The following is a 13,188-nucleotide window of genomic DNA, read 5'->3' on the forward strand; positions in this document are numbered from 1 at the left end:
GGTTTCTTTGGGATTCAATCACGTAATTTCTTTACTAGAAAAATTTCTGTTAGCTGATTTTGCGTATGGGCGATTCTCCCGATTTCTTCATAGCCCACTCGCTGATAAAAATCTGGTGCTTGGAAATCAAAAGTCGCCGTCTGGCAATTTTCACAGCCAAATGCTTTCAACTGCTGTTCAAGATCCGTAAGAATCTGCTTGCCATACCCTTTTCCCCGCTCGGATGCTTTGACCCACAGGGTGTCAAGATAGCCGATATGATACATTGAGGCGTAGGCAATACCGCCAGCAATCACCACACCCTCTTTTTTGATTACACTGCTAAAGTTCTGATAGGTCTCTGTTTGTGTAAATGGTTTTTGATGCTTTGTGTATGCTGTTAATGCTGTTTCTAACGCAGCCAATTCTTGGTCTGTTCCTTGTTCAATGATTCGCGCCATATTCAATCACTCCTTCTTGTTTCTTGATAATCTGCGATGATCTGATCGACTGTTTCTGCTATCGTTAGGCCTTCTTTGATCAGTCTTTCCTCTGAAGATCCTTTTGGGAAAAGCAAGTCTCGCTCAAGCCACCATTTACGCATCGCTTCCTCGGAAAAATAGTCTCGCTGCATTCGGGTCTGATGTCTTTTGACCGTTTCCTCGAAAGAAAGATCAAAATAATAAACTAGCTTTTTTTGGGGAAAGAGTTTCATTAGAAAGTCGAGAAAGTCTTGGTATTTTTCACGAGAATAAATCCCCTCAACAAGTATCATCGGCACTTTCCCCTTCGCATATAGGACAGCTTCTTTCATCAAACCGCTGGCTAAATTATTAGGGGTATCTTTGACACAAAAAATTTCTCGCCGAAAAACATCTTGTGAAATCAGCACTGCCTCTTCCCCAAAAACGTGCTGAACAGCTTTGGCAATAGTGGTTTTTCCGCTGCCAGAATTCCCCCGTAGTAAAATTAACATGCTTTCCATGGGCGGTTCCTTTCTTCGTTAGTAAGTTATCTAAGCATATCTCTTGTTTTTCTCTACTAGAAGCATACCATAGAAGCAAAGGAGGAATACCTATGAATGATACGGCAATTTTTGCTGGTGGTTGTTTTTGGTGCATGGTGAAGCCTTTTGATTCACAGCCAGGCATCCTCAAAGTGGTTTCGGGCTTTACTGGCGGCCATGTCCCTAACCCAACCTACCAACAAGTAACGACAGGTACCACCGGTCACACCGAAGCAGTTGAAATCACCTTTGATCCTGAAGTCATCTCTTATGAAGAATTAGTTGCCATCTATTGGCAGCAGACAGACCCCACGGATGCGTTTGGTCAGTTTGCCGACCGTGGTGATTCCTATCGTCCAGTGATTTTTTACAATAGTGAAGAACAAAAAGCGATTGCGGAAAAATCAAAGGCGCAGTTGCAAGCTAGCGGCCGCTTTGACCGTCCGATCGTAACGAAGATCGAACCAGCAGAACTTTTTTATCCTGCAGAAGATTATCATCAAGATTTTTACAAAAAAAATGCAGCCCATTACAATGCTTATAGCGAAGGCTCCGGTCGAGCCGGCTTTATTCGCCAAAACTGGGCTTAACATTTTGGGGAACGTTCCTTACAATTCATCACTAACAGCCGATCTGCCTCGTCAGCAGATCGGCTGTTTTCTGTTTTTTCCCAAAAAGGAAATTGACAGTCAGGGCATTTTCGCGCTACACTGATTAGAAAATTCTGACGATTATAAAGGAGTGTTTGTTTGATGTTAGCTAATGAAGTCCGTCCAGGTCCAAACCGTTATATTACGGGCGATGGGGTCTTAACTGATTTGCCGGAGTATTTACGAGAGTTCCAAGAGGTAGCAGTAATTACTGGGGAGCAGTCATTCGATGTGTTTTCGAACTATTACCCTCATTCATTTGACTACCCGATCTACCGCTACGATGGATCATCGAGTTATGAAAATGCGCAAACCTTAGCTGAAGCGATCCAGCAAGCAGATGCCGTGGTGGCAATCGGCGGCGGCAAGGTCGCTGATACAGCAAAAATCACCGCCCAAACCCTTGGCGCAGAGCTGATCGTGATCCCTACATTGGTTTCCAACTGTGCGCCCTTTACCCCGGTGATCGTCGCCTATTACCCCGATCATACGATTTGTAAAATCGACTATGCCAAAAAAGGTGCCTACATGACGATCGTCGACACCCGTTTTTTACTAGCCACACCTGTTGATTACTTTATCGCAGGGATCGCTGATACCTTAGCCAAATATTATGAAATGGAAGCCATCGTCCGCAACATGGCAGAAGACGACAAGACTGCCTTAGTACGGCTAGGTTTCCAAAGCGCTCTTTTGATCAAAAACTTGCTGATTGCCGATGCGATCCAAGCTGTCAAAGACCTAGAAGCTGGGCAGCTGACACCCGCCTTTGCCCGCATCACCGACGCGATCATTGCTTTGGCAGGCGAAGTTGGCGGTTTTGCAGTAGAGTTTGGCCGCACGTCCGGTGCGCATGCGCTGCATGACGGCTTGTCTTATTTGAATGAGACCCATAGTGTCTTGCACGGCAATAAAGTCGCCTACTGCATTTGGGTCCAGCTTGCCTATACCAATGATTTTGATGTGATTGAAGAATTACGGCCGTTTTACGAAGCTTTGCACTTGCCGATGAAGCTGAAGGATCTCCACGTGACGCGCCTTGATCGGGATTACTTCGCCTCGGTTCTGACCTATGCTGTCAAGGAAGAAGAAACCTTTATTTTGATCGATCCTGCGATCACACCCGAAAAAGTCTATCAGGCGATCGAAGCAGTAGAGGCGCTGTAAACCGTACAAATTGCTAAACAACTTTATATCAATAAAAAACTGTTTCCCTAATGCATTTCGGAAACAGTTTTTTTATTTGATCAAACTGACACGCAGTAGCAATCCTGGCTGCGCATGTTCTTAGCGGGCAACAGCAACTGACGCATTGCCCATCACTGCACGGCTTCACCCAGCAACCCGTTTTCTAAGCAGTATTGATAAATACCTTCCTCGGCTACGTGACCAATCACTTCGTCAGCGATCGCTTTTAACTCATCCGAAGCATTGGCCATTGCTAGACCCCAACCAACTGCCTCCAGCATCTCAATGTCATTGTTGCCATCCCCAAAGGCAATGGCTTCGGATTTATCCAAGCCATAGTAAGCCAGCATTTTGGCAATGCCGCTTCCTTTCCCGCTGCTGGCTGGAATAATATCGACTGCCCGATCCCACCAGGCGGTGATTTTCGCCTCTGTAGTATTTGCCATCACTTTGGCGTAGTCTTCTTTCCCTGAACCTAACATCACTTGGAAAATGTCTTGCTGTTGGATCAACTCTTCAAAATCTTCTGCCACGATCACTTCTTGATGAGCAAAGGAAAAATACTCAACTAAATCAGCATCTTTGCCATTGGCAACGGTACGATCCTTCGTTGCGATTGCTACTGGACGCTTGAGCGCCGTCGCATTTTCTATGATTTGCTGAACATCTTTTTTAGGAATAGGGTTTTGGTGGATCCCCTCGGCTTGATTAAAACAATACGATCCGTTAAAGGTCAAAAACGCATCGAAGGTCACGCCTTCAAATTGCGGCAACGCGATGGGACTTCTGCCAGTCACAATGCACAACAGGATCCCTTGCTTCTTAAAGGTTTTTAATGTGGCTAACATTCTTTCAGAGATTTGCTTTTTGTTCATGTCGATCAGTGTGCCATCAACATCAAAAAAAATAATTTTCACGTTCTTCATGATCTTCCCCATTTCCGTCTCGATTTTCAAAAAATTGATGCGCTTTTCTCTCTATTGTTCCGTGCGGATCGTCGCTGTTATCTTTTATTTCTTTTATCTTCTCATAAATTGCCAGCGTTTTCTTCTGAAATCGTGAAAATTGATCGGAATACTTACCTATTTTTAAGAATCTTAAAGAACGCCTAGACTATCGGGAACAGCTGATCCAATGTGACTAATACTCCATCCTCATCATTTGAGGGACAGACAGCGGTGGCAACGGCTTTGACGTTTTCTGGCGCATTGTCCATCGCATAGCCTCTCTGGCAATAGGCTAACATTTCCAAATCATTGCCGCCATCGCCAAAAGCGACACATTGCTCAGGAGTGATCCCCCATCGCTCTACCAAGCGTGCCAATCCTGATGCTTTGTGGCAGTTAGGCACGATCAGATCCACGGCACCATGCCCACTGCCTGTTGGCACTAGCAAACCAGCTAGTTCTTTTTGAAATAGTTCCGAATAATAGGCCGTTTTTTCGACAGGAACGGTTGGGGCAAATTTCAGGATCGTGTCCTCTACTTGGGCAAAGTCATCGACCCATTGCAATTTGTGGTAATACTTATTTGTTAATTCAAAAAAAGCATCACTGACCGTTCCCCGTTCACAATAAGCACTATTGAGCCCACACATTACATTTTTAACCTCGGGGTATTTTTTACATAAATCTAAGGTTGCGAAAACCGTTTCTCGGGGAATGTCCGCTGCAAAAAGCACTGTTTCTTTGTCTTTGACAAGTGCTCCGTTTTCTGCAACAAAACTCAGCTCGTGATCATAGCCGGGAAATTGAGCCCGCAACTGGTAATACTGATTGCCGCTGGCAACGACAAACTGACAGCCGACTGCTTTCATGCGGGCCAACACGGCCTTGAAGCGGGGAACATCATACGTATAATCCGTGCGCATAAAGGTTCCATCCATATCGACAGCTACTAACTTGATATCATAAGGGTTGGCATTCATCTACTTCTCTCCATTCTGGCTTTCTTTATTAAAGAAAGCGTTTTTCTCACATTATTATTTTAACATGTATATACAACTTCCGCATCCTTTTTCTTGCTAAAAAATCGATTGAAGGGATAGTGCCTCTCAAAAAAGAGACTACTGCTTTACACCATTCAATCGTGCCTACCTTTTCAAAAATCCTTACAATGATTGAAGATCATTCAAAGGCAGACCATCGCTGCCAAACACAAGGATTGATTGGCGGCTCCTTTGCCCGAATGAAAAGAATCACTCCAGAAACGTTTCCTTGCGCAATTTCTGCCCCACATAAATTCTATCCTGCTTTCTTTCAAATCTACTTGGTTCTTTGGTATACTGGGGATAGTTTAATTAGTGAGGGGTTTTTGTTATGAACTTTACCCGCTTTGCTCGCTTGACGCAGCGCAGGAGCAAGACGTTTATTTCCCAGAATGTATCTTCAATCCAAGTGATTGTTTTTTATTATATCGTGATGACGGTGGTCTCTTTGGGGCTTTTTTCACTTCCCTTCTTTCGGGAACCGGGCTCTCATGTCGCGTTTATCGATCTGTTCTTTATGGCGGTCAGCACGGTCAGTGTCACAGGGTTGACTACCTTCCCGATCAATGACGTATTTAACGACCGCGGGGTCATTTTATTGGAAGTCCTCTTTCAAGTTGGTGGTTTAGGGATCATGATGATCTCGACCTTTTTTGCGATCGTTTCACGGCGCAAAATCAGTTTAAAGCAGCGCCAATTGATCATGACAGATATGAACCAGCCAAAGCTTAGCGGGATCGTTCGGATGATTCGAACGACGTTTACCATCATTTTAGTTTGTCAGTTGGTAGCAGGTACGATCTTCGCTGTTTATTTTCATCTTTACGGGTATTATGACAATTGGCGTGACGCGATCTTTTATGGATTTTATCAAGCGATCTCTGCTGTGACCAACTCAGGGTTTGATGTGACGGGCAATTCCATCTTGCCGTTTTCCCATGATTATTTCTTCCTGACGTGTATCATGATTTTGATTTTTATCGGGGGGATCGGATTTCCAGTGATCATGGACTTTCGGGAATGGGTCCTTTTTAAAATGAAAAAACAACGCCGCCGCTTGCCGTTTCGCTTTTCTTTATTCACAAAAATTGCTGTTTTGGCTTTCGTGATCCTCTTTGTCGGCGGTACATTAGCGATCTTTTTCCTTGAGAAAGATTATTTATTCAAAGATTACAGCTTTAGTGGTATGTGGATGAACAGCATGTTTTATTCCATGACAACGCGGAATGCTGGCCTGCAGATCCATGACTTAGGCAACTTCCAAACCACGACGTTGATCGTTTTCTCCTTGCTGATGTTTATTGGTTGTAGTCCCAGCTCTGTTGGTGGGGGGATTCGGACGACGACCATTGCCATCATTGGGCTGTACCTCTATGCCTTCTTGAAAAGTGAGGACAATATCAATATCTTCGGTCGCCGGATCGATCAAGATGACGTCCGTAAATCAGTGGTGGTCTTCATGCTTTCGATGGGCATGTGCTTCTTTTGTGTCTTATTCTTGACCGCCATCGAGGATATCCCTTTGATCGCCATCATTGTTGAAGTTTCCTCGGCCTTTGGAACCACAGGGCTTTCTTTAGGAATCACGGGCGATTTATCAACCATCGGCAAACTCGTGATTGCTCTTTTGATGTTTATCGGCCGTGTCGGTATGCTGTACACCTTGATGTTATTCGTACCAAAAGAAACACGTGACTTAGGCTACGAGTACCCAACGGAAAAAATCATTATCGGTTAAAGCAGCAGCAAACCTGGCAGAAGGTTTGCTGTTTTGCTTTTCAAGCCTTTGATCATCGCAAGTAAAAGAGCCATTTATCAGAATGGTCTTTGTAGAAATTTAAAGAATCGCAAAAGCAATTTAACCTTTTTCTTGGTATATGGTATGATAAATTGAATTTGCACAACGAAAGCATTCGCTCTAATGGAGGGTTACATTATGGGAATACGAAGTCATCTGGCTGTTTCAGTCGGTAAGACCTCTCAATGGGTATTAAAGAACTTTTTCAAAGGTGGCTCAAGCCTGCCTGGTAAATTAGCATTAAAAGTTGATCCACATATATTAGATCATTTGGCGAAAGATTACCAAGTCGTCGTGATCACAGGCACCAACGGCAAAACATTGACGACTGCCTTGACTGTCAATATTTTGCGCCAAGAATTTGATGAAGTATTAACGAACCCCACCGGCGCCAATATGGTCCAAGGGATCGTTTCAACCTTTCTATCGGCACGCCCTAAAAAAGGCAAAAAATTTGCGGTTTTAGAAATCGATGAAGCCAGTCTCAGCAAAGTAACGAAGTACATCAAACCGGAATTGTTCGTTTTCACCAATATTTTCCGCGATCAAATGGACCGTTATGGCGAGATCTATACGACCTATAAAATGATCGTTGAAGGTGCCGCAAACTCACCGGAAGCAACGATCCTCTGCAATGGGGATTCGCCACTGTTCAATTCGGTGGCAACTGTCAATCCGCGGAAATACTATGGATTTGATCATTTGCCAGATGAAGAGCAGATGGCCCATTACAATACGGATGGCGTGTTGTGTCCTGAGTGTCATCACATTTTGCATTATAAAATGATCACCTATGCCAATCTTGGGAAATACTACTGCCCAAATTGCGGCTTCCATCGACCAGAATTGGATTATAAACTGACGGAAATGACCGCAATGGACAACACCTCTGCTGATTTTGTGATCGATGGCAATGACTATCGCATCGAAGTTGGTGGGATGTACAATGTCTACAATGCGCTGGCGGCAACTGCGGTTGCGGAATATTATGGCGTAGCACCTGCAAAAATCAAATCTGGTTTGGCCTATGACGAAAAAGTCTTTGGCCGCCAAGAAGTGATCCGCATCGGGGACAAAGAATGTACGTTAGTCTTAGTTAAAAACCCTGTTGGTTTGAACCAAGTCATCGATATGATCGGCCTGTCGCCCTATCCTTTCTCACTAGTCAGCTTGTTGAATGCCAACTACGCAGATGGGATCGACGTCAGCTGGATTTGGGATGGCGACCATGAAGCGTTTGCCGATATGGGGATTCCTCAAGTGATCGCTGGTGGTGATCGTCACAAAGATATGGCGTTGCGGTTAAAAGTTGCGGGGATCCCTGAAGAGAAAATCATTGAAACCCCTGAACTTGATGACGTCATCAAGCAAATTGCAGACTTACCAACAGAAAAAGTCTATATTTTAGCGACTTACACTGCAGTCCTGCAGCTACGCAAAAAGCTTGCGGAAAAAGGCTATATCAAAGGAGGAATGAGTCGTGACTAAGTATCAACTGAATGTTGCCCACTTGTATGGAAATATTTTGAATACTTATGGCGACAATGGCAATCTCTTGATGCTGCGCTACGTGGCCGAAAAACTAGGCGTGACCTTCAACGCAGAAGTCGTCAGCATTCACGAGCCCTTCGATCCTGAAAAATATGATCTCGTCTTCTTCGGTGGCGGGCAAGATTTTGAACAAGTGATCGTTTCACAAGATATCCAATCAAAAAAAGAAGCCCTGACCAGCTATATCGAAAATGATGGCGTGATGCTGGCAATTTGCGGCGGCTATCAATTGCTGGGTCATTACTACATCGGTGCCAACGGCGAGAAAATCAAGGGGATCGGTGCCTTGGATCATTACACCTTAAGCCAGGAAAACAACCGGTTCATCGGTGACATCGTGATCCACAATGAAGAATTCGATGAGACCTATTATGGCTTTGAAAACCATAATGGCCGTACTTTCTTAGGTAAAGGGGAAAAACCATTGGGGAAAGTCATCCAGGGACAAGGAAACAATGGCGAAGACCAAACCGAAGGCGTGGTTTACCGCAATGTGTTCGGCTCTTACTTCCACGGACCACTTCTCGCAAGAAATGAGCATTTGGCAGAGCGCTTGATCCGCACCGCCCTTGCCAATCGTTATGGCAACGTCGAAATTTAAATACACGTACTTAGCAAACAAACCTGTTTTTCGCAGGTTTGTTTTTTTATGGGAAATTTCCCCGCAGTTGCTACCTTTTCTCTTTGTTTGCTTCTACGTTCCTATGCCACCTCGCTTTATTGTAACCGCTATCTTTCTTTTCTATACTGAGGTTGTAGTAAAAATTGAAAGGAGATGTTAAGAAATTATGATGGAAAAAGTTCAGCGGTTTGGCGGTGCGATGTTTACCCCGGTCCTCTTGTTTTCATTTTCGGGGATCATGGTCGCGCTGTGTATTATCTTTAAAAATCCGATGCTTGTGGGGAGCATCGCCACTGAAGGCTCTACTTGGTTCAACATTTGGACGATCATTGAAAACGGTGCATGGACGGTCTTCAACCAAATGGAATTACTATTTGTTATTGGATTACCGATCGGTCTCGCAAAAAAAGCCAATGCGCGAGCGGCAATGGAAGCCTTTGTCGTCTATATTACTTGTAATTATTTTATTTCTGGCATGATCGAGTACTTTGGTCACTTCTTCGGTGTCAACTTTGCAGCTGATCCCGGCGGTGAGAGTGGCTTGAAAATGATCGCCGGCATCAAAACATTAGATACTGGTATTATCGGAGCAATTTTTATTTCGGCGATCGTCGTCTATCTTCACAACAAGTTTTTCGATACGAAGCTGCCTGATTTTCTCGGAATCTTCCAAGGCTCTTCCTTTGTCGTGATCCTTGGATTCTTTTTGATGTTGCCAGTCGCTTTCTTGATTGCATTGATTTGGCCGAAAGTCCAAGCTGGCATTGGGTCCATGCAAGGGTTTCTAGCAAGTGCTGGGGTCTTTGGGGTCTGGCTCTATACTTTCTTAGAGCGAATATTGATCCCCACAGGTCTCCATCATTTCGTGTATACCCCCTTTGTTTTTGGTCCTGCTGTCGTCGAAGAAGGAATCTCCAAATACTGGATGGCACATTTACAAGAATTTGCCCAATCCACCAGACCATTGAAAGAGCTTTTCCCTGAAGGGGGCTTTGCTTTACATGGCAATTCTAAGATCTTTGCTGCACCGGGGATCGCTGCTGCTTTTTATTTCACAGCCAAGCCTGAGAATAAAAAGAAAGTCTTAGCGATTTTGATCCCTGCCACTTTAACTGCCGTTTTAGCTGGTATCACTGAGCCATTGGAATTTACCTTCCTCTTTATCTCACCACCCCTCTTTGCGGTGCACGCTGTTTTAGCAGCGACCATGGCGGCAACGATGTTTGCCTTCGGGGTCGTTGGAGATATGGGGGGCGGCTTGATCGATCTGTTAGCGAAGGTCTGGATTCCGCTATTTCAAAATCATCGCAGTATGATCTTCACGCAGTTGGTGATTGGGTTAGCCTTTACTGCGCTTTATTTCCTTGTTTTCCGCTTCTTGATCCTCAAATTTAAGTTAGCCACACCAGGACGGGAAGAAAACAATAGCGAAGTCAAACTATACACCAAAAAAGATTACAAAGAAAAACAAGCCAACACTGGAACTCCAGTGATTGCCGGTGCCAATCGCTACACCGAACAAGCCGCAGTCTACTTAGAAGGGTTTGGCGGTCGCGACAATATCGATAAAGTCACTAATTGTGCCACTCGCCTAAGAATCACCGTCAAAGATCAAGACCAAGTGCTGCCAGATGACATCTTTAAAGGCGCTGGTGCCCATGGCGTCGTTCGTAACGGCAACGCCTTCCAAGTAATCGTTGGCCTGGATGTGCCACAAGTAAGAGAACAATTCGAAAAATTATTAGCTGTATCAGACTAAGGAGGAAGCAAAAATGAAAAAATTTTCAATCGTGATTGCCGGAGGCGGCAGTACTTTTACCCCAGGAATCGTCTTGATGCTTTTGGAACACTTGGATCGTTTCCCGATTTGCCAAATCAAGTTTTACGACAATTTGGAAGAACGACAAGAAAAAGTGGCACAAGCTTGCGAGATTTTATTGAAAGAACGCGCACCCGAAATCAGCTTTTTAGCAACCACTGATCCCGAAACCGCGTTTCAGGATGTCGATTTTGTGATGGCGCATATCCGAGTTGGCTTGTATGCGATGCGCGAAAAGGATGAAAAAATCCCTTTGAAATATGGTGTGGTCGGCCAAGAAACTTGTGGTCCTGGCGGGATCGCTTATGGGATGCGTTCTATCGGCGGTGTATTGGAGTTAGTCGATTATATGGAAAAATATTCCCCTGATGCGTGGATGTTGAATTATTCCAATCCTGCAGCGATCGTCGCAGAAGCGACTCGTAAATTGCGCCCTGATGCTAAGATCATTAATATTTGTGATATGCCAGTGGGAATCGAAGAACGGATGGCGCAAGCGATCGGTTTAGCTTCTCGCAAAGAATTGGTCGTTCGCTATTATGGCTTGAATCACTTTGGCTGGTGGACAGATATACGAGACAAAGCTGGCAATGACTTGCTGCCGCAGATCCAAGCGCATGTAGCAAAATACGGCTATTCATTGCCAGAAGAAATCGAAGCGAGCCAACATGCTGATGCCAGCTGGATGCACACCTTTGCCAAAGCAAAAGAAGTGTACGAGGTTGATCCATCCACTTTGCCAAATACCTACTTGAAGTATTACTTTTTCCCTCAAGATGAAGTGGCGCACACCAACCCATCTTTTACACGGGCAAATGAAGTCATGGCTGGCCGCGAAAAACACGTTTTTGGTGAATGCCAACGCATCGTAGAAAACCAGACAGCGACTGACACCACGCTTGAAGTGGATGAACACGCCAGCTACATTGTTGACCTTGCACGAGCGATTGCTTATAACACGCAAGAACGAATGCTGTTGATCGTGCCTAACGAAGGAGCGATCGTCAACTTTGATGAACAGGCAATGGTGGAAGTGCCTTGTATCGTCGGCAGTAACGGGGCAGAACCAATCACACAAGGCAAGATCCCTCGCTTCCAAAAAGGATTGATGGAACAACAAGTCGCCGTAGAAAAATTAGTCGTGGAGGCTTGGGCAGAGGGTTCTTACCAGAAGCTGTGGCAAGCACTGATTCTTTCAAAAGTGGTACCAAATGCCCGTGTAGCCAAAGAATTACTCGATGAATTGATCGAAGCAAATCAAGCCTTTTGGCCAGAATTACACTAGCCAGCGTTCTTCGCCTCCCCTCCTGGCTTTTCAGCTATACTTAATCAATAAGGAGGGGTTTTTGTGAAATTACAGTATTTGATTCAACAGCACCAAGCAGAGTTAAGTGAACTTGATCGTGGCATTCTGAACTATATTCTTTCCAACGGCGCCACCGTTCTATCTATGGGGATCGTCGAGCTATCCGAGCAGGTTCACGTCTCAAAGTCTTCTATTTTACGGTTGACGAAAAAACTTGGTTTTTCTGGCTATTCCGAGTTCAAATATTTTCTACGGCATCAGCAAGAACAGGCAACAACGATTTCGCAGCAAAAAACGATTTTTGAAAAGCAACAAGAGGATATTTTCGCCACCCTCAACTATGTAAAAACGGTAGACTTAGCTGCCCTCAACCGCTTGTTTGACCGCAGCAAAACCATCTACTGCTACCCAACTGGGTTTTCCCAAAAGAAAGCACTGGAGGAGTTTTCCAAAATGATGCTTTCTATGGAAAAACGAGTGATCGTATTGCCGAACAAAACGGAATTTGATATGGTCATGCCGATGATCACTGCCGAAGATTGTGTGATCATCGCCTCACTGAGCGGCGAAACAGAAAACGTCAAAGAGAATCTGACGACTTTTGCGATTCGTCAGATTCCCGTTTTGACATTGAGTGCGCCAGGAGATAATTATTTTGCTCGCCATTCAACGTTTCACCTGACCTATTATTGCGATTTTTTTCAAATCGGTCGCAAGAAAATCCCTAGCCAGTCTTTGATCGGACTGAGCTGCTTGATTGATTATTTGATCCGTTCCTACGGACTATTCACTTTACAGGAGGGCAACCATGACTAAACGAAAATGGGCGTTTCCATTGATTTTACTGAGTTATTGGCTTTTGATCGCCGGTGCTTACTATCTTTATCTTTCCTTGACTGCCTTCAACCATGGGATGACCTTTGCCCAGTACCTCAACTCGCAACCGTTAGCCGCTTTAGGGGTCTTGTTAAGTAGTCTCCTTTTGCTGCAAGGGGCTTGCCTGTACTTTATTCAACGGTTTTCCATGAGTAAAAAAGGCCTTTTGGGTCAGTATTTATTTCTGATCTTCTTTCAACAGTTGCTGACAGCGAATGTCATCGGCGCAGGACTCGTCTTTTTTACAAGAAGAAGTCTTTCGAGTCAGGAGGAAACCGCAACGTGGGGCGAAAAGAGTTTTACCTATGGGGCATTAGCATTCATTCTTTTATTGAGTTTATTCTTTTTCCTCCTTGTTCGATCAGCGATTTAACTTCCCCAAAAAGAAAAGCAGTGCCGGTTGGCA

At 44.6% G+C, this 13,188-nt stretch carries 13 protein-coding genes; 9 read left to right on the top strand and 4 right to left on the bottom strand.

Annotated features, from left to right (window positions below):
* Nucleotides 1-14: 14 nt before the first annotated feature.
* Together IGI86_RS15155 and IGI86_RS15160 are read right to left on the bottom strand one after the other, a co-directional pair.
* Nucleotides 15-440, bottom strand: a complete 426-nt coding sequence (locus tag IGI86_RS15155) for a GNAT family N-acetyltransferase (RefSeq protein ID WP_005233566.1) — start codon at nt 438-440, stop codon at nt 15-17.
* A 2-nt stretch (nt 441-442) separates the two neighbouring features.
* Nucleotides 443-964: an AAA family ATPase gene (locus IGI86_RS15160; RefSeq protein WP_008379349.1), complete on the bottom strand. Its 522-nt coding sequence runs from the start codon at nt 962-964 to the stop codon at nt 443-445.
* Nucleotides 965-1,056: 92 nt separating this feature from the next.
* Between IGI86_RS15160 and msrA the strand changes: the two genes are divergently transcribed.
* Complete coding sequence (gene msrA / locus IGI86_RS15165; protein ID WP_430617513.1) at nt 1,057-1,575, top strand: peptide-methionine (S)-S-oxide reductase MsrA; 519 nt, start codon at nt 1,057-1,059, stop codon at nt 1,573-1,575.
* Between the two features lie 162 nt (nt 1,576-1,737).
* Nucleotides 1,738-2,802: an iron-containing alcohol dehydrogenase family protein gene (locus IGI86_RS15170; protein ID WP_005233563.1), complete on the top strand. Its 1,065-nt coding sequence runs from the start codon at nt 1,738-1,740 to the stop codon at nt 2,800-2,802.
* Between the two features lie 152 nt (nt 2,803-2,954).
* On the opposite strand, the gene IGI86_RS15175 is transcribed toward IGI86_RS15170, so the two are convergent.
* Together IGI86_RS15175 and IGI86_RS15180 are read right to left on the bottom strand one after the other, a co-directional pair.
* Nucleotides 2,955-3,749 carry an HAD family hydrolase gene (locus IGI86_RS15175; RefSeq protein WP_430617514.1) on the bottom strand — a complete coding sequence of 265 codons (795 nt, stop codon included), beginning with the start codon at nt 3,747-3,749 and terminating at the stop codon, nt 2,955-2,957.
* Nucleotides 3,750-3,931: 182 nt separating this feature from the next.
* On the bottom strand, nt 3,932-4,750 hold the full coding sequence (locus IGI86_RS15180) for a Cof-type HAD-IIB family hydrolase (RefSeq protein ID WP_430617515.1): 819 nt from the start codon (nt 4,748-4,750) through the stop codon (nt 3,932-3,934).
* A gap of 391 nt (nt 4,751-5,141) precedes the next feature.
* Here IGI86_RS15180 and IGI86_RS15185 point away from each other — a divergent pair, with 391 nt between their 5' ends.
* From IGI86_RS15185 to IGI86_RS15215, 7 genes are all read left to right on the top strand, one after another.
* Nucleotides 5,142-6,548, top strand: coding sequence for a TrkH family potassium uptake protein (locus tag IGI86_RS15185; protein WP_008379338.1), 1,407 nt, complete (start codon nt 5,142-5,144; stop codon nt 6,546-6,548).
* Nucleotides 6,549-6,746: 198 nt separating this feature from the next.
* Complete coding sequence (locus IGI86_RS15190) at nt 6,747-8,096, top strand: Mur ligase family protein (RefSeq protein ID WP_005227862.1); 1,350 nt, start codon at nt 6,747-6,749, stop codon at nt 8,094-8,096.
* Nucleotides 8,089-8,760 (top strand): type 1 glutamine amidotransferase, encoded by a 672-nt coding sequence (locus tag IGI86_RS15195; protein ID WP_430617516.1) that lies wholly within the window; start codon nt 8,089-8,091, stop codon nt 8,758-8,760. Before IGI86_RS15190 ends, IGI86_RS15195 begins: the two co-directional genes overlap by 8 nt.
* A gap of 187 nt (nt 8,761-8,947) precedes the next feature.
* Entirely contained in the window at nt 8,948-10,540 is a 1,593-nt protein-coding gene (locus tag IGI86_RS15200; RefSeq protein WP_005233553.1) for an alpha-glucoside-specific PTS transporter subunit IIBC, read from the top strand.
* A gap of 13 nt (nt 10,541-10,553) precedes the next feature.
* Nucleotides 10,554-11,885 carry a 6-phospho-alpha-glucosidase gene (locus tag IGI86_RS15205; RefSeq protein WP_430617517.1) on the top strand — a complete coding sequence of 444 codons (1,332 nt, stop codon included), beginning with the start codon at nt 10,554-10,556 and terminating at the stop codon, nt 11,883-11,885.
* Nucleotides 11,886-11,948: 63 nt separating this feature from the next.
* Nucleotides 11,949-12,722 carry a MurR/RpiR family transcriptional regulator gene (locus IGI86_RS15210; protein WP_016612954.1) on the top strand — a complete coding sequence of 258 codons (774 nt, stop codon included), beginning with the start codon at nt 11,949-11,951 and terminating at the stop codon, nt 12,720-12,722.
* Entirely contained in the window at nt 12,715-13,155 is a 441-nt protein-coding gene (locus IGI86_RS15215; protein ID WP_016621938.1) for a hypothetical protein, read from the top strand. The genes IGI86_RS15210 and IGI86_RS15215 overlap by 8 nt, the downstream gene beginning before the upstream one ends.
* Nucleotides 13,156-13,188: the final 33 nt, after the last annotated feature.

The sequence above is a fragment of the Enterococcus sp. AZ188 genome (genome assembly GCF_050544075.1).
GTDB classification, from domain to species: Bacteria; Bacillota; Bacilli; order Lactobacillales; family Enterococcaceae; genus Enterococcus_D; species Enterococcus_D entomosocium.

Excerpts from the sequence above, each read along its gene's own strand:
- IGI86_RS15180 (WP_430617515.1), bottom strand. The coding sequence starts at position 4,750 with ATGAATGCCAACCCTTATGATATCAAGTTAGTAGCTGTCGATATGGAT.
- IGI86_RS15200 (WP_005233553.1), top strand. The coding sequence starts at position 8,948 with ATGATGGAAAAAGTTCAGCGGTTTGGCGGTGCGATGTTTACCCCGGTC.
- IGI86_RS15170 (WP_005233563.1), top strand. The coding sequence starts at position 1,738 with ATGTTAGCTAATGAAGTCCGTCCAGGTCCAAACCGTTATATTACGGGC.
- IGI86_RS15205 (WP_430617517.1), top strand. The coding sequence starts at position 10,554 with ATGAAAAAATTTTCAATCGTGATTGCCGGAGGCGGCAGTACTTTTACC.
- IGI86_RS15215 (WP_016621938.1), top strand. The coding sequence starts at position 12,715 with ATGACTAAACGAAAATGGGCGTTTCCATTGATTTTACTGAGTTATTGG.
- IGI86_RS15155 (WP_005233566.1), bottom strand. The coding sequence starts at position 440 with ATGGCGCGAATCATTGAACAAGGAACAGACCAAGAATTGGCTGCGTTA.
- IGI86_RS15190 (WP_005227862.1), top strand. The coding sequence starts at position 6,747 with ATGGGAATACGAAGTCATCTGGCTGTTTCAGTCGGTAAGACCTCTCAA.
- msrA (WP_430617513.1), top strand. The coding sequence starts at position 1,057 with ATGAATGATACGGCAATTTTTGCTGGTGGTTGTTTTTGGTGCATGGTG.
- IGI86_RS15185 (WP_008379338.1), top strand. The coding sequence starts at position 5,142 with ATGAACTTTACCCGCTTTGCTCGCTTGACGCAGCGCAGGAGCAAGACG.
- IGI86_RS15175 (WP_430617514.1), bottom strand. The coding sequence starts at position 3,749 with ATGAAGAACGTGAAAATTATTTTTTTTGATGTTGATGGCACACTGATC.
- IGI86_RS15160 (WP_008379349.1), bottom strand. The coding sequence starts at position 964 with ATGGAAAGCATGTTAATTTTACTACGGGGGAATTCTGGCAGCGGAAAA.